The 22,176-nt window shown below is 46.7% G+C and carries 28 protein-coding genes and 2 tRNA genes; 24 read left to right on the top strand and 6 right to left on the bottom strand.

The features are described 5' to 3' along the window. Positions 1 to 22 precede the first annotated feature (22 nt). The 13 genes from C805_RS21120 to C805_RS21060 all read left to right on the top strand — a co-directional run bounded on the left by C805_RS21120 (position 23) and on the right by C805_RS21060 (position 12,710). Positions 23 to 1,756, top strand: a complete 1,734-nt coding sequence (locus C805_RS21120) for a phospho-sugar mutase (protein ID WP_016216050.1) — start codon at positions 23 to 25, stop codon at positions 1,754 to 1,756. Positions 1,757 to 1,912: 156 nt separating this feature from the next. Continuing rightward, positions 1,913 to 2,254, top strand: a complete 342-nt coding sequence (locus C805_RS21115) for an HU family DNA-binding protein (RefSeq protein ID WP_371197672.1) — start codon at positions 1,913 to 1,915, stop codon at positions 2,252 to 2,254. Positions 2,255 to 2,403: 149 nt separating this feature from the next. Continuing rightward, entirely contained in the window at positions 2,404 to 2,643 is a 240-nt protein-coding gene (locus C805_RS21110) for an RNA-binding S4 domain-containing protein (RefSeq protein WP_016216048.1), read from the top strand. Positions 2,644 to 2,723: 80 nt separating this feature from the next. Next, positions 2,724 to 3,008 (top strand): sporulation protein YabP, encoded by a 285-nt coding sequence (gene yabP, locus C805_RS21105; RefSeq protein ID WP_016216047.1) that lies wholly within the window; start codon positions 2,724 to 2,726, stop codon positions 3,006 to 3,008. Next, the gene (gene yabQ / locus C805_RS21100) at positions 3,008 to 3,481 is read left to right on the top strand and encodes a spore cortex biosynthesis protein YabQ (protein WP_016216046.1); all 474 of its coding nucleotides are present in this window, start codon (positions 3,008 to 3,010) and stop codon (positions 3,479 to 3,481) included. Before yabP ends, yabQ begins: the two co-directional genes overlap by 1 nt. Before the next feature lie 63 nt (positions 3,482 to 3,544). Next, a complete protein-coding gene (locus C805_RS21095) occupies positions 3,545 to 3,895 on the top strand; it encodes an FtsB family cell division protein (RefSeq protein ID WP_016216045.1) in 351 nt (116 codons plus the stop codon). Positions 3,896 to 4,120: 225 nt separating this feature from the next. Continuing rightward, a complete protein-coding gene (locus C805_RS21090) occupies positions 4,121 to 5,986 on the top strand; it encodes a SpoIIE family protein phosphatase (protein WP_016216044.1) in 1,866 nt (621 codons plus the stop codon). Next, positions 5,987 to 7,399 (top strand): tRNA lysidine(34) synthetase TilS, encoded by a 1,413-nt coding sequence (tilS, locus tag C805_RS21085; protein ID WP_016216043.1) that lies wholly within the window; start codon positions 5,987 to 5,989, stop codon positions 7,397 to 7,399. Further along, a complete protein-coding gene (gene hpt / locus C805_RS21080) occupies positions 7,392 to 7,919 on the top strand; it encodes a hypoxanthine phosphoribosyltransferase (RefSeq protein ID WP_016216042.1) in 528 nt (175 codons plus the stop codon). The genes tilS and hpt overlap by 8 nt, the downstream gene beginning before the upstream one ends. A gap of 35 nt (positions 7,920 to 7,954) precedes the next feature. After that, complete coding sequence (gene ftsH / locus C805_RS21075; protein WP_016216041.1) at positions 7,955 to 9,796, top strand: ATP-dependent zinc metalloprotease FtsH; 1,842 nt, start codon at positions 7,955 to 7,957, stop codon at positions 9,794 to 9,796. Between the two features lie 327 nt (positions 9,797 to 10,123). Beyond that, entirely contained in the window at positions 10,124 to 12,220 is a 2,097-nt protein-coding gene (locus C805_RS21070) for a glycoside hydrolase family 13 protein (RefSeq protein ID WP_016216040.1), read from the top strand. 177 nt (positions 12,221 to 12,397) lie between these two features. Further along, positions 12,398 to 12,479, top strand: a tRNA-Tyr gene (locus tag C805_RS21065). 147 nt (positions 12,480 to 12,626) lie between these two features. After that, positions 12,627 to 12,710, top strand: a tRNA-Leu gene (locus C805_RS21060). 484 nt (positions 12,711 to 13,194) lie between these two features. Here the strand turns inward: C805_RS21060 and C805_RS21055 are convergent. Continuing rightward, complete coding sequence (locus C805_RS21055; protein ID WP_016216039.1) at positions 13,195 to 13,602, bottom strand: hypothetical protein; 408 nt, start codon at positions 13,600 to 13,602, stop codon at positions 13,195 to 13,197. Between the two features lie 99 nt (positions 13,603 to 13,701). Here C805_RS21055 and C805_RS21050 point away from each other — a divergent pair, with 99 nt between their 5' ends. Then, complete coding sequence (locus C805_RS21050; protein WP_016216038.1) at positions 13,702 to 13,971, top strand: helix-turn-helix domain-containing protein; 270 nt, start codon at positions 13,702 to 13,704, stop codon at positions 13,969 to 13,971. Then, positions 13,958 to 14,362 (top strand): hypothetical protein, encoded by a 405-nt coding sequence (locus C805_RS21045; RefSeq protein WP_016216037.1) that lies wholly within the window; start codon positions 13,958 to 13,960, stop codon positions 14,360 to 14,362. The genes C805_RS21050 and C805_RS21045 overlap by 14 nt, the downstream gene beginning before the upstream one ends. Positions 14,363 to 14,643: 281 nt before the next feature. Here the strand turns inward: C805_RS21045 and C805_RS21040 are convergent, their stop codons facing one another. After that, a complete protein-coding gene (locus C805_RS21040; protein WP_016216036.1) occupies positions 14,644 to 15,201 on the bottom strand; it encodes a GNAT family N-acetyltransferase in 558 nt (185 codons plus the stop codon). Between the two features lie 245 nt (positions 15,202 to 15,446). Between C805_RS21040 and C805_RS21035 the strand changes: the two genes are divergently transcribed. From C805_RS21035 to C805_RS0106415, 3 genes are read left to right on the top strand one after another with little or no spacing between them, the layout of a single operon-like run. Beyond that, positions 15,447 to 16,073 carry a sugar O-acetyltransferase gene (locus C805_RS21035; protein ID WP_016216035.1) on the top strand — a complete coding sequence of 209 codons (627 nt, stop codon included), beginning with the start codon at positions 15,447 to 15,449 and terminating at the stop codon, positions 16,071 to 16,073. A gap of 60 nt (positions 16,074 to 16,133) precedes the next feature. After that, a complete protein-coding gene (locus C805_RS0106420; RefSeq protein ID WP_031201615.1) occupies positions 16,134 to 16,589 on the top strand; it encodes a hypothetical protein in 456 nt (151 codons plus the stop codon). Further along, positions 16,486 to 17,367, top strand: coding sequence for a hypothetical protein (locus C805_RS0106415; protein WP_016216034.1), 882 nt, complete (start codon positions 16,486 to 16,488; stop codon positions 17,365 to 17,367). The genes C805_RS0106420 and C805_RS0106415 overlap by 104 nt, the downstream gene beginning before the upstream one ends. Before the next feature lie 120 nt (positions 17,368 to 17,487). On the opposite strand, the gene C805_RS21030 is transcribed toward C805_RS0106415, so the two are convergent. From C805_RS21030 to C805_RS25470, 4 genes are all read right to left on the bottom strand, one after another. After that, entirely contained in the window at positions 17,488 to 18,522 is a 1,035-nt protein-coding gene (locus C805_RS21030; protein ID WP_016216033.1) for an electron transfer flavoprotein subunit alpha/FixB family protein, read from the bottom strand. Between the two features lie 30 nt (positions 18,523 to 18,552). After that, complete coding sequence (locus C805_RS26545) at positions 18,553 to 18,738, bottom strand: adenine nucleotide alpha hydrolase family protein (protein ID WP_155957664.1); 186 nt, start codon at positions 18,736 to 18,738, stop codon at positions 18,553 to 18,555. Between the two features lie 95 nt (positions 18,739 to 18,833). Further along, complete coding sequence (locus C805_RS26845) at positions 18,834 to 19,601, bottom strand: AMP-binding protein (RefSeq protein WP_016216032.1); 768 nt, start codon at positions 19,599 to 19,601, stop codon at positions 18,834 to 18,836. Continuing rightward, on the bottom strand, positions 19,602 to 20,102 hold the full coding sequence (locus tag C805_RS25470; RefSeq protein ID WP_016216031.1) for an AMP-binding protein: 501 nt from the start codon (positions 20,100 to 20,102) through the stop codon (positions 19,602 to 19,604). It abuts the gene before it with no gap. 32 nt (positions 20,103 to 20,134) lie between these two features. Between C805_RS25470 and C805_RS27215 the strand changes: the two genes are divergently transcribed. From C805_RS27215 to C805_RS27375, 6 genes are all read left to right on the top strand, one after another. Continuing rightward, complete coding sequence (locus C805_RS27215) at positions 20,135 to 20,440, top strand: enoyl-CoA hydratase/isomerase family protein (protein ID WP_371197682.1); 306 nt, start codon at positions 20,135 to 20,137, stop codon at positions 20,438 to 20,440. Further along, a complete protein-coding gene (locus C805_RS21015) occupies positions 20,346 to 20,786 on the top strand; it encodes an enoyl-CoA hydratase-related protein (protein ID WP_016216030.1) in 441 nt (146 codons plus the stop codon). Before C805_RS27215 ends, C805_RS21015 begins: the two co-directional genes overlap by 95 nt. Beyond that, positions 20,779 to 20,997 carry an enoyl-CoA hydratase-related protein gene (locus C805_RS27385; protein ID WP_016216029.1) on the top strand — a complete coding sequence of 73 codons (219 nt, stop codon included), beginning with the start codon at positions 20,779 to 20,781 and terminating at the stop codon, positions 20,995 to 20,997. The genes C805_RS21015 and C805_RS27385 overlap by 8 nt, the downstream gene beginning before the upstream one ends. Positions 20,998 to 21,099: 102 nt before the next feature. Then, positions 21,100 to 21,438, top strand: coding sequence for an acyl-CoA dehydrogenase family protein (locus tag C805_RS27210; protein ID WP_016216028.1), 339 nt, complete (start codon positions 21,100 to 21,102; stop codon positions 21,436 to 21,438). Continuing rightward, complete coding sequence (locus tag C805_RS27380) at positions 21,413 to 21,949, top strand: acyl-CoA dehydrogenase family protein (RefSeq protein ID WP_256379643.1); 537 nt, start codon at positions 21,413 to 21,415, stop codon at positions 21,947 to 21,949. The genes C805_RS27210 and C805_RS27380 overlap by 26 nt, the downstream gene beginning before the upstream one ends. Further along, positions 21,949 to 22,083 (top strand): acyl-CoA dehydrogenase family protein, encoded by a 135-nt coding sequence (locus tag C805_RS27375; RefSeq protein ID WP_016216026.1) that lies wholly within the window; start codon positions 21,949 to 21,951, stop codon positions 22,081 to 22,083. Before C805_RS27380 ends, C805_RS27375 begins: the two co-directional genes overlap by 1 nt. Positions 22,084 to 22,176: the final 93 nt, after the last annotated feature.

Genomic DNA, 22,176 nt, shown 5'->3' with positions numbered 1-22,176 from the left:
AAGCAGAACGAGGAGGATTAACATGGATTACAAGGAAATGTACCAGGAGTGGTTGAATAACCCGTATTTTGATGAAGCGACCAAAGCAGAATTACAGGGAATTGCAGAAGATGCAAAAGAGATAGAAGAACGTTTTTACATGGATCTGGAGTTTGGTACAGCCGGGCTTCGCGGCGTGATTGGAGCCGGTACCAACCGCATGAATATTTATACGGTGCGCAAGGCAACCCAGGGGCTTGCAAATTATATTGCATCTGTAAATGGACAGGCCAAAGGCGTGGCAATCGCATACGATTCCCGCAGAATGTCACCGGAATTTGCAGATGAAGCCGCATTGTGCCTTGCTGCAAACGGAATCAAAGCATATGTGTTTGAATCTTTGAGGCCCACACCGGAACTGTCCTATGCGGTGCGCAGACTGGGATGTATTGCAGGTATCAATATTACCGCAAGCCATAATCCTCCGGAATACAACGGATACAAAGTTTACTGGGAGGACGGCGCCCAGATTACACCGCCCCATGACAAAGGCATCATGGATGAGGTAAAGAAAGTTACCGATTATGCGTCTGTAAAGACCATGGACAAGGATGAGGCCAAAAAGGCAGGCCTTTACGTTACCATTGGAACAGATATTGACGATCCCTATATTGAAGAGTTAAAGAGCCTGGTTTTACGTCAGGACTGCATTGACGCAGTGGCAAAGGATATGAAGATTGTATACTCCCCCCTTCATGGAACCGGAAATATCCCGGTGCGCCGTGTATTGAAGGAGCTGGGCTTTGAGCATGTATATGTAGTGCCGGAGCAGGAGCTGCCGGACGGAGAATTCCCCACAGTCAGCTACCCGAATCCGGAGTCAGAAGAAGCCTTCCAGCTGGGCTTAAAGCTGGGCAAAGAAGTAAATGCAGACCTGATTCTGGCTACAGACCCGGATGCAGACCGTCTTGGCGTGTATGTGAAGGATTCCAAAACGGGAGAGTATCACAGCCTTACCGGAAATATGTCCGGCTGTCTGATTGGAGATTATGTAATCAGCCAGAGAAAGGAACAGGGAGGCCTTCCTGCAGACGGCGCCTTTATCAAGTCTATTGTGTCCACCAATATGGCAGACGCCATTGCAAAATACTATGGCATTGCCCTGGTTGAAGTGCTTACCGGATTCAAGTTCATCGGCCAGAAGATACTGGAATTTGAAAATACCGGAAAGGGAACCTATCTGTTTGGTATGGAAGAAAGTTATGGCTGCCTCACCGGAACCTACGCAAGAGACAAGGATGCGGTAGTGGCTTCCATGACATTATGTGAAGCGGCTGCTTATTACAAGACCAGAAATATGACTCTCTGGGATGCCATGATTGCCATGTATGAGCGTTATGGCTATTACAAAGATGATGTAAAAGCCATCACCCTGAAAGGAATTGAAGGGCTGGAGAAGATTCAGGAAATCATGAATACCTTAAGAGAAAATACACCGGCAGAAATCGGCGGGTATCAGGTTGTTTCCGCAAGAGATTATAAGAAAGGCACCATTCAGAATCTGGCAGAGGGCAAAGAAGTACCCACCGGGCTTCCTTCCTCCAATGTGCTCTATTATGATCTGACAGACGACGCATGGGTGTGCGTCAGACCTTCCGGCACTGAGCCAAAGGTGAAATTTTATTATGGCGTAAAAGGCGCTTCCCTTGCCGAGGCAGATGAAAAATCAGAAAAACTGGGAAAAGAAGTGCTGGCCATGATTGATAAAATGCTGTAAATCCTCTGAAATGTGGAATTTTTCTTGACAAACATTATAAAAACAAGTATAAATATGTGTGTGGGTAATCCTGAAAAGGTATTTCATCCTGAAAGTGGGAAATTTTCGCCTGTACAGGGCGGCAGGAAAAGTCGTTAAAATCGGAAAAGAGAAAGCATGATGTGTACCTTTACAGACCCGAACCATAATAAACAAGTAAGAATCCAGAGGAGGAATATTGTCATGAACAAAGCAGAATTGATTGCAGCCATGTCTGAAAAAGCGGAATTGTCCAGAAAGGACGCAGAGAAAGCATTAAAGGCATTTACTGATGTAGTTACAGAAGAATTACAAAAAGGAGAAAAAATTCAGTTGGTTGGATTCGGTACCTTTGAGGTTTCCGAAAGAGCAGCAAGAACCGGAAGGAATCCTCAGAGCGGTGCAGAAATGGTAATCCCGGCGTCCAAAGCACCTAAATTTAAGGCAGGCAAGGCTTTAAAAGATATGATTAACGCATAATTAAGTTTATGACATTACGGAGGGCTTTCTCAGGAAAGCCCTTTTATTATTCTACAGGAAAGACCCTGTCACGCTAACGCGCAAAAGTGTCTTTCCATAGAATAAAAAAGCTCTTATCGCACTGCGCACTCTTTTGAAAGGAAAAAATTATGAGACTGGATAAATTTTTAAAGGTGTCACGTCTGATTAAGCGAAGAACCGTGGCAAATGAGGCCTGCGACGCAGGCCGGGTATCGGTAAACGGAAAAGTGGCCAAAGCCTCCCTGGATGTAAAGCCGGGAGACGTGATTGACATTGGTTTCGGCACAAAAAATGTAAAAGTGGAAGTTCTGGCGGTACAGGATACCAGCCGGAAAGAGGAAGCAAAAGAATTGTTCAAATATCTGTAATTATACGCATAAAACGGTCCCTCCTTCATATATTTAAAAAGGACATCCATAGTCCCGGAAATATGGAAGGAGGTTTTTGAATGGAAGAAAAAGCGGCGGGAGGCAGCCATAAGATTGTAATATCCAACCGTAAAAACGGAGTGTTAAACGGAGTGATAGATGTGCTTTCCTTTGATGTGGGAGAAATTCTGCTGGAAACAGAGCTGGGTATGCTGATGATAAAAGGAAATGACCTTCATGTAAACCGCCTGACACTGGAAAAGGGGGAGATAGATATTGAGGGAAAAATCGACAGTCTGACCTACTCGGATATGAAGCCCTCCTCCAGACAGGGTGAATCTTTTCTGGGAAGACTGTTCAGGTAATGCAGATAAGTGAAGGAATCCTGAAGGAAGCAGACGTATTGCTGGCCTCTTTCCTTACCGGAATGATACTGTTATTTGTATATGATCTGCTTCGCATTATCCGAAGGCTGATTTCCCATAAATCCTGGATGACAGGGGCGGAGGACCTGCTGTTCTGGATTGGCAGTGCAGTTGCGCTGTTTGCCATGCTGTACCGGGAAAACAGCGGCTATATCCGGGGATTTGTAATCGGCGGAGTGATGGTGGGAATGCTGTTTTATAACCTGCTGTTCAGCTCCTGGGTGGTAAAAGGAAGCGTGTTTCTGCTGGAAAAAATACTCTTTGCCCTGAGCCGGCCTCTGGTGTGGACAGCCCGTGTACTGAAGCGGCCGGCAGGAGTTGTGAAAAAAAGGACGAAAAAAGTCCTGAGGTTTTTGAAAAAACAATTGAAAAAAATATGGAAAGCAGTTAGAATAGGATTATGCAAATTGTAAGCTGCCGTTCGCCGGAGCACTGTCCGGAAACGGGAGCGGCTGCAGTCAGGGAAAGGTTATTATATGGGAAAACGTGAAAGAGCACGGAAGTCAGGTGCGGAGAGAACCCGGCTGAGGAGAAGAAGGAAACAGAATAAGTCCAGCATCATATGCATTACGCTGATTGTCTTCACCTTAATCGGAGTCATGTCCGTGCAGATTGTATCTGTGTACCAGCGGAATGAATCTTACAGAGCGCAGGAAGCAGAGCTTCAGGCTCAGCTTGAGACGGAACAGATCCGGCAGGGTGAACTGAAAGAGTATGAAGAGTATGTAGGTACCAAAGAATACATAGAGCAGGTGGCAAAGACCAGACTCGGACTTGTTTACTCCAATGAGATTATTTTCAAGGAGAAAACAGCAGAGGGAGAATAGCATTTGCCTGAGCGCCTGCCAGTACAGTGATGAAGGGCAGTCATGAATTTCCTAAAAAGCATAAGCCCCTTAGAATCGCCATAAGCAGTGGTTCTAAGGGGCTTTTTGTCTAAAAGTTTTTGAAAACCTGTCCCTGGTTTGACAAACATTTCAGCCGCTCCTTTTTATAATAACTCCTGCACGTCCGGTACAGACACAGACGCCGGACAAAAAGGAGGATGAGATATGACTGGAACAAAAAGAATGGGAACGAGATGGAAAGAAATCGGGCTGTATGGACTGGCAATGCTGGCGGCAAGAGGAGCATTTGCGGGGTGCTATCCTCTGATACCGGGGTTTTTCACAGCCTGCTATATGGAAGAAGTGAACCGTACGCTGCTTTTGATTTTCAGTATTTTTGGCATGGCATTGTTTGTGCCGGTGCAGGCAATGGCCAAATATACCATGGTACTCCTGGTGACAGCGGTGGTAATACGTCTGGTGGAGTGGGCCAGCAAAAGCTGCCGCACGTATGTGGGGGCAGGCGCTGCGGGAGTCAGCGTGTTCCTGCTGACGATGGCAGGTGAGCTGATGCAGGTGCGCAACCGGACCGTGGTGTGGATGGGAATTCTGGAATCCGTACTGGTGTGCGGTATGGTGCTGGTGCTGTCCCCCATACTCCATGGATTTCTGGAATGGAGGTTTTCTGGCGGGGAGGGGCAGCAGGGGACCGGGCAGACAGCCCCGGAACATGGAGAAAAACTCCAGACTTACGCTCAGTCTTTCAGCGGCCTGTCCCAGATTTTTTCCCGGATGGAAAATTTTAAAAGTAATTTTGAGCCGGAGGAAATGGGAAAAATGCAGCAGGAAATTGCCGGAAAAATCTGTATGTCCTGCGACCAGTGCGCCATCTGCTGGCAGGAGGATACCAGTCCCATGTACGAGCTTTTTTTCCGTCTTTTTCATTCCATCGAAAAAAGAGGCAGTGCGGAAGAAGAACTGCACCGGGAACTGGCGGACTGCTGCCCCTGGTCTGCCAGCATCATAGAAGAAGCGGTGGGCGTATTTGAAAAGGCAAAGCTGAATCTGGCCTGGTATAACCGTCTGCTGGAAAACAGAGGGATTATTGCGGAACAGTTAGACGCCATGGCCTATATTATGGAGGACTGCGCCACAGAATATAAAGATGTGAGCCGGCAGGAAAGCAAACTTCTGAGCTCTGTGAAATACAGGCTGAAAGAGCGGGGAATTACAGCCAGTGAAATTCGCCTGTACGAGAGACAGAACGGGAAACTGTCTCTGCAGATGAGAGCCGCGTCCAAATGGGGAAACTGCGTGCCAGTGAAAGAACTGGCAAAAGGAATCAGCCAGGGACTGCGGCGAGACATGGTTCCAGGGAAATACATCCGTTCCCTGATTGGAAAAGAAGAAAATTTTCTGACTTTCGAGGAAGACACTCTGTATCATGCCCTGCAGGGGGTGGCCCGGCTTACCAGGGACGGGGCTCAGGTGTCGGGAGACAGTTTTTCTTTTCTGGAACTGGAAGGCGGGGAATGCGTGATGGCACTGTCAGACGGAATGGGTTCCGGAATCAATGCTTGTAAGGAAAGCGAAATGGTGATAGAGTTAATAGAGAAGTTTCTGGAAGCGGGATTTCGGAAGGAGACGGCAATCCGCATGATGAATTCCGCCATGGTGATCCAGGGAGAGGAAGGGATGTTTTCCACGGTGGACCTGGCAGCCATTGACTTATATACGGGAATCTGTGATTTTTATAAAATCGGCGCTGCCGCCACCTTTATCAAACGGGGCGAGGAAGTGGAGTGTATTTCATCGGGCAGCCTTCCGGCGGGAATTTTTCAGCAGCTTGAGATTGAAAAAACCAGCAGGCAGCTGAAGGACGGAGATTTTGTGGTGCAGGTCACAGACGGAGTGCTGGACGATCTGCATGTGCCCGTGCCTGAGGACGCCATGCAGGAAATTCTGGAAACTGTGGAGACAAATAATCCCGGCCAGATGGCCAAACAGATACTGGAACGAATTTTACTGTTTACTGCGGGAAAGGTACCGGACGACATGACGGTGCTGGTGGCAGGAATCTGGGAGAAATAAATGCAGAAGAGAATCATGGCTTTTATGAAAGAACATCATATGGCAGAGGAGGGAGACTGTATTCTGGCAGCGGTGTCCGGCGGTGCGGATTCCGTCTGTCTGCTGCTGATCCTGCAGGAACTGGCACAGGCCGGGAAAATCCGCCTGTGCGCAGTCCATGTGGAACACGGAATCCGGGGAGAGAACAGCAGGAAAGATGCATGTTTTGTGGAAGAAATCTGCAGGCAGCACCGGATTCCCTGTAAAATATTCCATTGCCAGGCAATGGAATATGCCAGGGCACATAAAATGACAGTGGAGGAAGGAGCCAGAATTCTGCGGTATGGCTTTTTTGAGCAGGCAGCCGAAATATTCAGAGCTGACAAAATTGCAGTGGCCCACAATCAGAATGACTGTGCGGAAACCATACTGTTTCATCTGGCACGGGGTACGGGGCTTAAAGGCCTGTGCGGAATCCCCCCTGTGCGTGATAACATTATCCGCCCGCTGCTGTGTGTAAAGCGCAGAGAAATCGAAGCATTTCTGGCGGCAGAAGGCCAGATATTCTGCCAGGACAAAACAAACGAAACACTGGATTATACCAGAAATAGAGTCAGGCATCAGATTTTGCCGGTGCTGGAGGAAATCAATTCTGAGGCTGTGGCCCATATGAACCAGGCGGCGCAACAGGCGGCGGAGGCAGAGGCGCTGGTGCGGGAGCTGACAGAAGAAAGAAAGGACAGATACATCCGCCGGGATTTGCAGACCGTATGTATTTCCGGGAAGATAACAGAGGAAAAACCGGTTCTGCAGAAATCCCTTCTGCACAAGGCCCTGGCGGAAACCGCAGGCAGCAGCCGGGATATTTCCGGGCGCCATGTACAGAGTCTGCGGGAACTGTTTGAAAAGCAGACGGGCAGGAAACTTTCTTTTCCCTGCGGGGTGGAAGGAGTGCGGACCTATGACGGAGTGGAGCTTAAAAAGGAGAAGGAAATATCCGATGAAAAATCCTGTGCTGTATGGGATGCAAAGGAAACCTGGATACTGCCGCCGGAAGGAATTCTGAAAATTCCTTTCCGGGGATATGAAATACACACCCGAATACTGGAAAATAATCTTCAAAATGAAGAAATTCCCAAAAAGATGTATACGAAATGGCTGGACTATGATAAAATAAAAGGCACCATGCTGTTAAGAACACGTCGGGAAAAAGATTTTCTGGTGATTGGCCCGGAGGGCAGACGAAAAAAACTGAAAAAATTTTTCATTGATGAAAAAATACCGGGGCCGAAGCGGGAACATATGCTGCTGCTTACAGACGAGACCCATGTGGTCTGGGTGATCGGCAGCAGGCTTGGCGAAGATGTAAAAGTGACAGAGGACACCAGAAGAATTCTTGAGATACGGGTATATGGAGGAAATATTTGTGAGTGAGAAAGTTCGTGTGCTAATTTCAGAAGAAGAAGTGGAAAAAAGAATCTGTGAGATGGGAAAAGAAATCAGTGAATATTATAACGGGGAGGAAGTTCATCTGGTCAGCGTGCTCAAAGGCGGAGTGTTTTTTACCTGCCAGCTTGCAAAAAGGCTGACGGTGCCGGTCTCCCTTGATTTTATGTCCGTTTCCAGCTATGGCAATCACACCAAATCCAGCGGTGTGGTAAAAGTCATCAAGGATCTGGATGAAGCCATTGAAGGAAAGCATGTACTGGTGGTGGAAGATATTGTGGATTCCGGCAGGACGTTAAGCTATTTACTGGAGAATCTGAAGAGCAGGAAGCCCAAAAGCCTGAAACTGTGCACATTACTGGATAAGCCGGAACGCCGGGTGACAGATGTGCATGTAGATTATACCGGATTTGAGATACCGGATGAATTCGTGGTGGGCTATGGCCTTGATTATATGCAGCATTACAGAAATCTTCCCTATGTGGGAGTAGTAGAAATAAATGATTAAAAAAGACAGTCAATGAGAGAGGAGGCATAAGAAATATGAATGCACAGAAACGCAACCGGGCGTTTGGATTGTATCTTGCAGCCATCGCCGTTCTGGCGCTGCTCTGGATTCTGCGGGACAGTTCCTCCGGTTTCGGGCAGAATGGCCTGTATACTTATGCACAGTTTGAACAGGATCTGAAAAGTGAAAATGTGGTGTCAGTGGTGGTTTCCCAGAACCGGGAAGTACCCAGCGGCCAGGCGGATGTAACGCTGAAAGGAGATTCCGGCAAAGGCGGCGGGAAAGTGCTGTATGTATCGGATATCAATACATTGCAGGAAACCATGAAATCCTATGATTTTGCAGATTATGTGGTGAAGGAGATGCCGGAGGAAAACTGGCTGATTTCCATACTTCCCACTCTGATTTTGTTTGCTGTACTGTTTGTTTTCTATATTATGATGACCAATCACGCATCAGCGGCTTCCGGAGGCGGAAGCAAAATGATGAATTTTGGCAAGAGCCGGGCCAAAATGACCACTGACGAGAATAAAAAAGTGACGTTTGGAAGTGTGGCAGGCCTGAAAGAGGAAAAAGAGGAACTGGAAGAACTGGTGGATTTTCTGCGGGCGCCCAGAAAATATACGAAGCTGGGAGCCAGAATTCCCAAGGGGGTTCTTTTGGTGGGGCCTCCGGGAACCGGTAAAACGCTGCTGGCCAAGGCTGTGGCCGGAGAGGCAGGCGTGCCCTTTTTCAGCATTTCCGGTTCTGATTTCGTGGAGATGTTTGTGGGCGTGGGGGCATCCCGTGTCCGTGATTTGTTTGAGGAAGCCAAGAAAAATGCACCCTGTATCGTATTTATTGATGAAATTGACGCAGTGGCCAGACGCCGGGGCACCGGAATGGGCGGCGGACATGACGAACGGGAGCAGACCCTGAACCAGCTTCTGGTGGAAATGGACGGTTTTGGCGTCAACGAAGGAATTATTGTGATGGCGGCTACCAACCGTGTGGATATTCTGGATCCTGCCATTATGCGTCCCGGCCGGTTTGACCGAAAGGTTCATGTGGGAAGGCCGGATATTGGCGGACGTGAGGAAATTCTGAAAGTTCATGCCCAGAACAAACCCCTGGGAGATGATGTGGATCTGAAACAGATTGCCCAGACCACTGCAGGGTTTACCGGAGCGGATCTGGAAAATCTTCTGAATGAGGCGGCTATTTATGCGGCAAAAGAAGACAGGGGATATATAATTCAGGGAGATATCCGAAAATCCTTTGTAAAAGTGGGAATCGGCTCGGAGAAGCGAAGCAGGATTATCACAGACAAAGAGAAGCGGATTACAGCCTATCATGAAGCAGGCCATGCGATTCTGTTCCATGTGCTGCCGGATGTGGGCCCGGTGTATTCCGTATCTATTATACCCACCGGCGTGGGAGCGGCAGGCTATACCATGCCCCTGCCGGAGCGGGAAGAGATGTTTAATACCAAAGGCCGGATGCTGCAGGAAATTATTGTGGATCTGGGCGGCAGAGTGGCGGAAGAACTGATTTTTGATGATATTACCACAGGAGCTTCTCAGGATATCAAACAGGCTACCAGTGTGGCAAAAGCCATGGTAACCAAATACGGTATGTCAGAGCATGTGGGTCTGATTAATTACGACAACGAAGACGACGAAGTGTTTATCGGAAGGGATCTGGCCCATACCAGGTCTTACGGAGAAAATATCGCCGGAGTCATTGACCAGGAAATCAAGCGCATTATTGACGAATGCTATCAGAAATCCAGAAGTATTCTGCTGGAGCATGAGAAGATTCTTCACAAATGCGCGGATCTTCTTCTGGAAAAGGAAAAAATCAGCCGGGATGAGTTTGAAGCCTTATTTGAAGGGTAAATTGTGCAAAATTACTATGGAAATCCAGAGGGATAGGCAAATGGTACTGTACAAATCTTATAAAAACAGGTTGCAATTTTTGTGAAGTTTGTGCACACTTATTGGAGGTTTTATGGTACTATAATTACTGTAAAAACCCCCCAATACATTATATAGTTTTTGCTACACCCCATAGTAAAAATACCTTCTCCTAAAAAAGGCAGCCGTGAAAAAGCTGCCTTTTTTACATAGCAGGAAATCTTTTGGATTGCCTGCATCAGATGAAATGAAACCATGGTAGGAAACTCGTGAAAATATTGCCAGTTATGATAAAAAAGAGGTATAACCATGAGCAAATATTCCATTTATGAACTGAATCAGAGGCAGCAGTATATGATGCAGATGCGCCCGCTGCTGCGCAAGCACGCATTGTTTTCAGACGGTACCAGGGATTACAGAAATCCTCCGGAACCGGGAGAAAATGAAAAGGTCACCCTTACTTTCCGGACAGCCAAAAATAATGTGGATATTGTATGGCTGTGCACAGAACAGAGAAAAATTCCCATGAAGAAAGAGGAAACCAGAGGGGAATTTGACTACTACCGTACAGAAGTGCAGCTTGAGACGTCAGAGTACCGGTATTATTTTGAAATAGCAGCAGGCATGCTCCACTGTTATTACGATCGGATGGGAGTGACGCCTCAGGTAAGGCCGGAATATGCTTTTGCCATTGTGCCGGGATTTTCCACACCTGACTGGGCAAAGGGAGCCGTAATGTATCAGATACTGGTGGATCGTTTTTGCAATGGAGATACTTCCAATGATGTAAAGACCAATGAATACTACTATATCAAGGTATACAGCCAGGGTGTGGATGACTGGGATAAATGTCCGGAAAATTTTGGCGTGGGCGAATTTTACGGCGGCGATCTGGCGGGAGTTATGAAAAAACTGAATTATCTGCAGGATCTTGGCGTCGAGGTTCTGTATTTTAATCCCCTGTTTGTCTCGCCTTCCAACCATAAATATGACATACAGGATTACGACTATATTGATCCTCATTACGGTGTGATTATTGAAGACGGAGGGGAAGAACTGCCTCCGGGAGAAACAGATAATGCAAAGGCCACCAGGTATATTAAGCGTGTTTCTGACGTTAAGAATCTGGAGGCCAGTAATGAACTGTTTGCCTGTCTGGTGGCAGAGGCTCACAGACGGGGTATGCGAGTGATACTGGATGGTGTATTCAATCACTGCGGTTCTTTTAATAAATGGCTGGACCGGGAACTGATTTATGAAAAGGAAGTGGGATATGCCACCGGAGCTTATATTTCCGAGGACAGTCCTTACCGGAATTTCTTTCAGTTCCATGATGAGAACTGCTGGCCTTACAATAAGACATATGACGGCTGGTGGGGGCATGATACGCTGCCCAAGCTGAATTATGAAGGCTCTCAGGAACTGTACGATTATATTCTGGAAATCGGAAAGAAATGGGTATCTCCTCCTTACAATGCAGATGGCTGGCGTCTGGATGTGGCGGCAGACCTGGGCCATTCTGTGGAATTTAACCATCAGTTCTGGCGGGATTTCCGGAATGCGGTAAAGGAAGCCAATCCGGAGGCCATTGTGCTGGCGGAACATTACGGTGACCCGGTGGAATGGCTGCGGGGAGACCAGTGGGATACGGTGATGAATTACGATGCCTTTATGGAACCCCTGACCTGGTTCCTCACCGGTATGGAAAAGCACAGTGACGGCTATCGGCAGGATATGCTGGGGAATTTCCAGAATTTTGAAGGCGCCATGAATTATTATATGACCCGCTTTATGACTCCTTCTCTGCAATGTGCCATGAATGAGCTGTCCAATCATGACCATTCCAGGTTCCTGACCCGTACCAATCATAAGGTAGGACGGGTGGATGCCCTGGGAAGCGCTGCGGCAGGGGAGGGAACCAACAAAGGTGTGATGAAAGAAGCCGTGGTGGTACAGATGACCTGGCCGGGAGCGCCCACCATTTATTATGGAGATGAGGCCGGGGCAGTTGGCTTTACCGATCCGGATAACCGCAGAACGTATCCCTGGGGCAGAGAAGACCAGGAACTGCTGGAGTTTCACAGGGATATTATCCGGATTCATAAGCAGTACGAAGCGCTGCGGACCGGGTCTCTGAAATTTTTAGGCGGAGATTACCAGGTGATGTGTTATGGACGGTTCAACCGTTATCAGCAGTTTATCATTGTGATCAATAATGATTATGTGTCCCGTGAAATGGAATGGAGGGTCTGGCCTGCGGGACTGGAACGGGAAACCAGACTGGAACAGATTATGTTCACCACGCCGGAGGGTTATTCTACCGCTTCCGTGATTCATGAGGTGCATAACGGACGGATTAAGCTCACCCTTCCGCCCAACTGTGCGGTGATTTTGAAAAACCTGTAGCGTCAGAGCAGTCATACCGGGCTGTTCCGGATTCTGTGATTACAGTTGCCCGGAGCGGCCCGGTAATATTTTGCTGTAATTTTAGAAAGATATTTTAAGATTAGTCTTGCATGTGGAAAAATCATATGCTATAATACATTATTGTCAGGACAGGCAATCATGCGGTTCCTGTATTATGGATGGATTCCCGAGTGGCCAAAGGGGGCAGACTGTAAATCTGTTGGCGACGCCTTCGAAGGTTCGAATCCTTCTCCATCCATTCAAGAAAGCAGACATCTATTCAAGAAAGCAGAGGGAAAAACCAAAGCGGTTCGAATCCTTCTCCATCCATTCAAGAAAGCAGAGGGAAAAACCAAAGCGGTTCGAATCCTTTTCGTATAATGAAACAAATAGCGAATATTTTTATGCCGCAGTGGCGGAACTGGCAGACGCGCAGGACTTAAAATCCTGTGGTGGCGACATCGTACCGGTTCGATTCCGGTCTGCGGCATTACGATTAAGTGCTTCAAATCCTTATAAATCAAGGGTTTGGGCATTTTTCTTTTTGGAAAAGTGTATGTACATGTATGTATTTTTTTATTTCAGATTCATGTGTATTTGTATCCTTTACTTGCCGATGAGAATGATTTTTTATTGCGAGGAGAGAAGCAGATGATTTAAGAAAAGAAACATTTGAGAAGCGGAATGATTCTATTGTGGATATAACGGATATTATGAAACAGTGGAAAACTTACGGGCAAAGGCGATAATTACCAGAAAAAATGGGGATGAAAAGCTGGAACGTGTACATTTAAACCGGATAATCCAGATATATGTATGGAGGAATTAGCATTACTGGGAATTGGCAGATTATGTATATTACAAAAAGTTAGGCTAGCTGATTCGGAAAGCATCAGATAGGACATTAAAAGCTATGGTAGAAAAAATAAAAAGGGAAAGAAATAGTGGAAAAAGCTGGAGGGTTCCAGCTTTTTTTAGTGGCAGATAGTTCTGTTCCATTGTTCTTTTAATTCCTGTGCATGAGGTTGTAGTTTTGTCATTAGATTATGTGCATTTTGTTCTGATATGATATCCAGTTCAGAAAGTTTTAGAATGACGATGAATATGAGGAAGACAAAAGGATTCTCCTGTGCCAACATGTTTACCTCATCCAGATATGCAGACTTCTGATTGTTGTAATTTTCCAAATAAGCATGGTTGATAGTGAAATCTTGTATCAAAAACTGGGAGAAAGGCTCATGGATATGCAGTGAGAATTTACTCCCGTCTATGCATTGAATGATAAGTGTATCATTTGTATCGTCTAATTCAATGTTTTTTAGAAAAGTGTCATTTTCATTCAGTATTTGAAATAGCAGGTCTTTAAAAAGCTCTTTTTTCAATATGTATTCCTCCCCATAGTATGATTATATAATAACTTGCGCTCTGACGCAACTAGAAAAATCTCGTTATGGATAAAATACAGATAACGAGGTGTGCGGATGAAAAAAGAGAGCAGAGTAATACAGGTAAATGATATCAGTATTGGTGAAAATATACAGAATCTTAGAATGGAAAAAGGCTTAAAGCAGACAGATGTAATTGCAAGATTACAGTTACTGGGTGTAGAGATTTCGGTGTATTCCTATTCGAAGATAGAAACAGGGAAACAGAATCCGACAGTGAGTTTGCTGGTTGGATTGACGGAAGTGTTTGGGTGTGATTTCAACACGATATTTAGGGGGATGAGAAAATTTTATGGATGTAAATAATATTTTATCAATCATAATAAGTATACTTGGTTCATCGGTGATTACATTAGTGCTATCTGTATTGATTTTTAACCCATTACAAGAAAAAAGACAATATATTTTTAACGAAAAAAAACGAGTTTATGATTCAATTATTATATTTGCACAAATTGTTTTATATCCTGAAGAAGCAAAATATTCCTTAGGAGTGATAAGCTATAATATACAAGAGTTATCTGACGAAGAAAATATAAAAAATGCCATGAATGACTTGAAGATGGCTATTCCTAAATTATATTTGATTACAAAAAATAATAAAGTTATAGAAAATACACAGGAATTTATAAAGAATGTAGATGAGGAGAGTTTCAATAGACTTTTAGAAGAATTAAGAAAAGATTTATATAAATAGTAATTGTAAGCACCCTGCATGTACATACGTCAGAGGACTTCGGACCCCTCCTTTCTGTCAGTGTCTGAGAAGATCCGCTACAGTTCGATTCCGGTCCGGGCATTACGATTAAGTGCTTCAGATAGAGAAAACAGGCCGCGGGGCGTGATTTGCGGCCCGGAATTTCACAAGGGCCTGTCTGGTGCTCAGTATTCCAGCCCTTCCTTTTTACACAGTTCATGAAAATCTTCAGATTTATCATTTTCCTTTGTATATTTTTATCCGCTAAAAGGAGCTTTGTGTTACTGTTCCTTTAACGCTCTCCATTCGTCTTCTAAAATTGACATCAGAATGTCATCTGCATACATGGCGCCATCCATAACAGCATCTCTCAAAACACCCTCCCGCCGGAAACCGGCTTTTAAGTAAGTTTTTTCTGCTCCTGGATTAAAAGAATAAACATCCAGCTCCAGACGATGCAGCTTCAGTTTTTCAAATGCAAAGTCACGGGTTACTTCCGTAGCCCAGGTTCCGATTCCTTTTCCCCGCTCTGTCGTGTGATAAAGGCAGATACGGAAATTAGCGCTGCGCAGATTCCAGTCGATTTCATTGATTACACTTTCACCGATAATCCTTCCGTCGGGCGCGATAATTAAAAAGAAATATCTGTCGTCTTCTTCCAGGGATTTCAGGAAAAAAGAAGTCACTTCTTCTTTCGTAAAGTTTTCTTTGCAGCCTGTCAGACGTGCCACTTCCCTGTCCAGGGGGCAATAATTTTGTTCGTAATAATTGGTAACATCGTCGGCTCTGGCCATCCGTATGGAAAATCCGTTTTTTTCTTCTGTAATAGCTGTGTTCATTTTATGCTTCCTTTCTGAATCTTTCTTTGTATTTCTTTAATAATACCATATTTACAGGCGGTGTTGAAAAGAGAATGTTTGTATGATAGTATTAAGGAAACGTGAGTTGTGAAAGTACAGAAAGAATACTGTGATGTATGGGATTGCTGCAGATGGACTGGCATATGCGCTGTATGGGATGACAGGAGGGAAAATCTGCGGCGGGGAGAAGTATTTCAGGAAAATTTGTCTGGGAGGTAGCTGCCATGGGCGGGATGAAAGAAAAACTGCATACCGGAGAACTGTATTTGCCGGGGGATGAAGAAATTATAAGTGAGCAGGTGGTCTGTCAGGATAAACTGTATGAGTACAACCTGACCAGGCCCTCAGAATCGGAGAAACGGGCTGAAATGCTCAGAGACATGTTGGGAGACTGCGGGGAAGGCGTGTATATTGAAGCGCCTTTTTATGCAAATTTCGGAGGAAAACACTGTCACTTCGGAAAAATGGTTTATGTGAATTATCATTTAACCTGTGTGGATGACACACACATATACATTGGGGATTATACCATGATCGGGCCCAATGTTACCATTGCCACCGCAGGACACCCCATATTGCCGGAACTTCGGGAACAGCTTTATCAGTATAATATGCCGGTTCACATTGGCAGGAACTGCTGGATTGGAGCTGGGGCGGTGATTATGCCGGGAGTTTCCATCGGAGATCATTCAGTCATCGGAGCCGGAAGCGTAGTCACAAAAGACATTCCTTCCGATGTGATTGCAGTGGGAAATCCCTGCCGGGTCATGAGGGAAATCAACGAGCACGACAGAAAATATTATTTCAGAGAGCGGGAAATTCCCTGGGAGGAACTGGAAAAAAACGGGTAAACAGCAAAATGCTTTTCTGTTTTCTGCCGATATAAACAGAAACAGGAAGGGGAATGAAAGATGGAGACTGGATATAAAGTAACAGAACATAAAGAACGGAGTGTTTTGAACTGCTTTCATATGAAAAAATCCGGGGAAAAAGATATTCCGGACAGCAGTTTTTCTTTTTATCAGACATACAGAGCGTTTTCCTGCGGCAGGTCTGGCCTGGGAGATGACGGTTTTTCCGGTCCCACAGAGGAAGAATTATATCAGGTAAAGGCAGAACGGAAAAAGAAATGGAAACGGGAAGCGGAATACAGCCGCCTGCTGGAAGAAAGCTCTCTGAAGCGGAGATACAAAGAAAAAATTAAAGTACGCAGGAACCCGCACGGCAGTTTAACCACAAGGTCTTACGCAGAGAGGAAAGAAGATGGGAGAACAGGAACAGAAGCAGGAAAATCTGAGAATACAGAAAACAGAGTGGATATACAGTCAGATTCAGAAACAGCGGGAAGCGGAGGATGCGCTGTTTGAGCAGCTCCGTCAGGAGCAGGATGTACTGGACCGGCTGAACCAGTCAGTGGAGAATAATCTGGAACGGACCAGAGAGGCCCGGAAATACAATCAGGAAATTCAGGAACATATGAATGCGCAGGTTTACGCCATGTACGGCATTACAGAAGATAAGCTGCAGGGAATCCGGGAGTACCGCAACGCCTATTATCAGGGATGTGCCTTCTCTCTGTTTCTGCTGTCCGTGGTACTGGTGGTACTGTGCGGCGTGCTCCATGGATTTCAGTCACAGATCTGTCTGTTTATGATTGCTTTTACCGGAATTGAGGGGGCGCTTCTGACTCAGGAGAAAAAAAGAGGAAAACTGATGGATATACTCTGTAAGACGCTGTATCTTTTGATGTTTCCCCTTATGATGGTGGTATTTGTCTGTTTTGAGCTGAACTATCCGGAATATCATATGATATTGCTGGTTCTGGCAATATTCGGTCTCTGCGTCCTTGTAACGGGGACAGCCGCTTATTTCTGCTATAATCCCTATCGGAAAGAGAAGCAGAAAGTGGGAGAAGCGAAGGATACGCTGCGGGAAATTGAAAAGACTGCCAGGAGGGAAGTACGGAAAAACCGGAAATCCAGAGTAAAATCAGAAAAACAGCAGGCGCTGTTAGAGAAAAAGGAGACATTTCTGACAAAGTTCCGGAAAGCGGAGAAATATCCGGCGGAGGATATACCGACAGCGGCAGAGGGATCTGAGGCGGTGGAGGAAATCCCTGCTGAATCAAAAGCAGAGAATGAATAATTTAAGGCCCCATGGCGTAAGCTGTGGGGCCTTAAATCTGTCAGGTGGAGCAGAATCGAAAATATCAGTTTCCGATTTTGATATATGTAATGAATCAGGAGCTATGATAAGTATAAGTAATTAAGATTTTGCTTTTCGGACTGCTTCTGTTAATACGGGCAGTACCTCAAACAGATCCCCTACGACACCATAGTCGGCCACACCGAAAATCGGTGCATCCGGGTCTTTGTTGATGGCGATAATGCGGTCAGAACTGCTCATACCGGCCAGGTGCTGGATGGCGCCTGAAATTCCGCAGGCAATGTAGAGTTTTGGGCCTACGGTTTTACCGGTCTGTCCAACCTGGTGAGCATGGGGAATCCAGCCGGAGTCCACAGCTGCGCGGGAAGCGCCTACTGTGCCGCCCAGAACTTCTGCCAGTGCCCGGATGGGCTCAAATCCTTCCGGACCTTTCACGCCGCGGCCGCCGGATACAATAATCTGTGCACCTTCCAGATCTACCGTTTCCGCATCCAGTTCCCGGATTAATTCCAGTACCTGCGTACGGATATCTTCAGAAGGAACGGAAATAGTTTCGTTGATTACGCTGGCCTTGTTATCGGAGGGTTCTGTCATTTTAAATACGCCGGGGCGAACAGTACCCATCTGAGGACGGTGTTCCGGACACATAATGGTTGCCATCAGATTTCCGCCGAAAGCAGGACGGGTCCATGCCACATTTCCGGTTTCGCTGTCAATATCAAGAGCAGTACAGTCTGCGGTCAAGCCGGTGTGAAGGCGGCATGCAATTCTGGGGCCCAGATCCCGGCCATTGTTGGTGGCGCCGATTAACATGCTGGTGGGGCCGTATTTTTCTACCAGTCTGGTAATGGCAATGGTATAGGCGTCGGTGGAATATTCTCTGAACTCTTCTCCGTCTACTGCAATGACAGTATCAGCGCCATGACGGGAAGCAGCTTCCACAGAAGTGCCCACGTTGCAGCCGATTACAATGGCTACCAGTGCGCCGCCCTGTTTTTTTGCCATATCTTTGCCAGGGTTTAAAAGCTCAAGGCCGACTTTTTTCGGTGAGCCTTTTAAGCCAGCCTGTTCCAGATTGATTTCGGTCAGGTCTGCAGCGGTAATGTCAGGAATTTCTGCCCGATTGGCAGCCATTTTCCGTTTCAGGGCAGGATATCCGGGATCCTAGGAAGGTTTGGTGTAAGTCACAAGGCAGGGCATGGAGGCGGTAATTACCTGTACGCCTTCTTCCACTTCTTTTTTTACAATGATTTTTCCGTCTTCCACGGAGGCTTCCAGCCCGTATGTAATCTGAGGAAGGCCCGGATGTTCTGCAATTTCAGGGCCAACCTGTGCGGTATCGCCGTCAATGGCCTGTTTTTCCGCAGAAAATCAGGTCAAAGTTTTCCTCCAGTGTCTCTATGTGGCGGATGGCCTGAGAGAGAATATAGCTGGTGGCCAGTGTGTCAGAACCGCCGAATGCCCGGTCGGCCGGTAAGGAGATATGCTTTGTCAGCCGCAATGGCAAGGCATTCCTTTAAGGCATTTTTTGCCTGTGCCGGGCCCCTGGAAAGCACAACAATTTCGCAGTAACTGAAAATGTCCTCTTTGGTCAGAGTTTCCTTTTCGCTCAGCTGGATGAAAGCATTTATTGCCTGCCTGCGGATGGGGTCAGGCACGCCGATTACGGTGGCATCGGAAATCATGGGGTGGGAGGTCAGGACACATTCCACTTCTGTACAGCTGATGTTTTCTCCGGAGCGTTTGATAATGTGACCACAGCGTCCCGGAAAAAAGAGCCAGCCCTCTTCATCCAGATAAACCCAGTCGCCGGAATGAAACCAGCCTTCGTCATCCAAAAGGCGTCTGGTGGCTTCTTCATTCTGATAATAGCCCTGTACCAGAGAGCGTCCGGGTACACCGTGAACACAGATTTCCCCTTCGGTTCCTGGAGGGAGAGTGTTGCCCTGTTCATCCACAATTTTAATTTCGTAAGAAAGGGCGGGGCGGCCCACGGAGGGCCAGTGCTGGTCGCCCCAGGGCGGCACGCAGGTTACTGCGGAAACAGTTTCCGTCATACCGCAGGAGTTCAGGAGCCTCACATGAAACCGTTCTTCAAAGGCCTCTTTTTTTTCGTCGCTGAGGCCCATGGAAAAATAAATCTGTTTCAGGCAGTGATTCTTTTCCCAGGGCTGAACCGGCTGCATCAGCAGGGTACGGTTCATTAAGGACATTCAGGGTGCTTCCGGTACAGATGACAGGGGCTGCAGCCCGCCGTAAATGAGGTTGCAGTGGGTGCAAACTACCCCTTTGGGATAACGGGTGGTTCCCGATGTGAACAGGATGACAGCGGCATCTTCGAAGCATACGGCTGTCTGTGTCCGCAACGTATCCGGCTGCTGTTCCATGGCGGAGTTCAGGGATACCACTCCGGGATCATCAGATTCTTTGCCTGCCAGTATCAGAGTCCGGAGGTTTAATTTCTCATAAAGCTCCAGATATATCCCGATGGAGCAGGGTTCTGCAATTAAATGGGAGATGCCGCATTTCTGGATGATATAGCTGCATTCTGCTGCCTGAAAATGCTCGTTGACAGGGACGGAGACGATTTGGGTGATTGCCGGCCGGCAGACCAGATATTCCGGCCGGTTGTGCATGTGCAGAGCCACAAAATCGTCTTTTTGTATCCCAGAGTTTACAAGCAGGTTGGCGGCCTGCCTGACCAAAATCCGCATTTTTGAAAACGGGCGCGGCCTTATCTTTGTTGATGGCAACAAGGACTTTTGACTTGTTGATGCCGCCGATATGCTGCACCTGGCCGGATACGCCCGGCACAACAATCAGTTCCGGGAAAATGGAAAATAAAAAGGTACTGACAGAATTAAAAGACGGTGTGCTGATTGTGACAATTAACCGGAACGAGCGCAGAAATGCCATTGACCCGGAAACTTCCGCCATGATGGAGGAAGTGCTGAATCATGCGGAAAAAGACCCGGAAGTGGGCTGCATTATTATTACCCGGAGCAGGAGAGAAGAGCTTCTGCACAGGGGAAGATTTAAGCGCTTACGATGAAAACGGCGGATGCCAGACCATTATGGAGCATGGATTTGCAGGAATTACAGAACGTGTCAGGGCAAAGCCGATTATCTGTGCGGCAAACGGTGCCGCTGTGGCAGGAGGACTGGAAATTGCAGTATCCTGTGATCTGATTGTGGCGGCAGACCATGCACGGTTCGGACTTTCCGAGGTAAAAGTAGAGCTTCTGGCAACCAGCGGCGGTTTAATCCGTCTGCCCAAACTGATTCCCCAGAAAATTGCGGCTGAAATGTGCCTGACCGGAAAACTGATTTCCGCGCAGCGGGCATATGAAGTGGGACTGGTAAATTTACGTGGTTCCGGCGGACCAGGTAATGGATAAGGCTATGGAACTGGCCCGGACCATCGCTAAAAACGCACCCATTTCTCTGCGTCTCACCAAAGAGATTTTCCACATTGCACCGCAGGTATCTCAGGAAGATGTACAGCGTTTCTGCAATCGCTGCCGGGATTATATTGAAAAAACAGAAGACGCAACAGAAGGGCCCAGAGCGTTCCCTGAGAAACGTCAGCCTAACTGGCAGGGAAAATAAATTTATCCGGCGGACTGGAAAACAGGACAGGAAACAGAATAAAACTGGCGGAGGAAAGGATGTTCTGTCAGAAAATAATAAAAATATAAGGAGGAAATTTTTATGGATTTCATAATTACAGAGGAACAGGAACTGATGGTACAGGCAATTGGGGAAGCACTGACACGGGAGAATCTGGAAAATTATTTTCAGGACTGTGACAAGAATCATGAGCATCCGGAAAAATTCTGGGACATTTTGAAAGAGCTGGGCTGCTTCAGTATGTTTTTACCGGAAGAAGCAGGAGGAGACGGAGAGGGAGCCGTTACCATGTTTCTGGTGATGGAAGCCCTTGGAAGATGCGGCGCCCCGGTATATCTGTTTTGGGATCATGTAAAGGCAGACGCCCTTCTGGAAAACGGAACCAAAGAGCAGGTTGACAAATTTATGCCGCTGTTTTGATTACTGCCTGACACTGGCTAAAAACAGCGAGAATCCGGAACAGCTTACCCTCTGGTTTGTACCTGCTAATGTGCCGAACTGCAAGAAAGAGCCAATGGAGACCATGGGCCTTCATATGGAAAATGTAAATGATATCTGGTTTGACAATGTGGAAATTGAAGAAAAAGACATGTTAAGCACCGAAGGAAACGGATTGCTGGCTACTTCCAGAGGCTTTGCTTATGAACGTCTGACTGATGCGTTCAACGTTTATGGCCAGGCTCTCTGCGCATATGAAGATGCCTGCCGCTATGCGAACCAGAGAATTGCATTTGGAAAAGAAATCGGAAAACTGCAGTTAATACAGAATCATATTATGGAAATGGCTATGCGGATTTACTCCATGCGCGATATGCTTCTGCATTTTGCATGGAATAAAGATAATGACATGTTAAAGCGAGAAGAGGCTTCTATTGCAAAACAGTACTGTTCAGAAGCAGCCAATGAAGTTGTTGACCATGCAATGAGGTAATGGCAGGAATCGGATTCTGCGGAAGCCGTGTCAGCCGCATTTACCGTGATTTGAGAATCACACGTATTTCCGGCGGTACAGGAGAAATCCAGACTGTAATTGCAAGTAAACAGATTCTCAGAAGATATAAGTAGGAGAAAGGCAAACGCGAAGCGTTTCTCCCATGCCTTTCGACGACCTGCCGCCGAAGGGAAGCGAGGGGGCGTTACCGCAGGAGAAAGGCAAAC

Source organism: Eubacterium sp. 14-2 (genome assembly GCF_000403845.2).
Lineage (GTDB): Bacteria > Bacillota > Clostridia > Lachnospirales > Lachnospiraceae > Petralouisia.
Note: the sequence above shows the minus strand (reverse complement) of the source record. Positions and strands in the feature narration are given on the sequence as shown.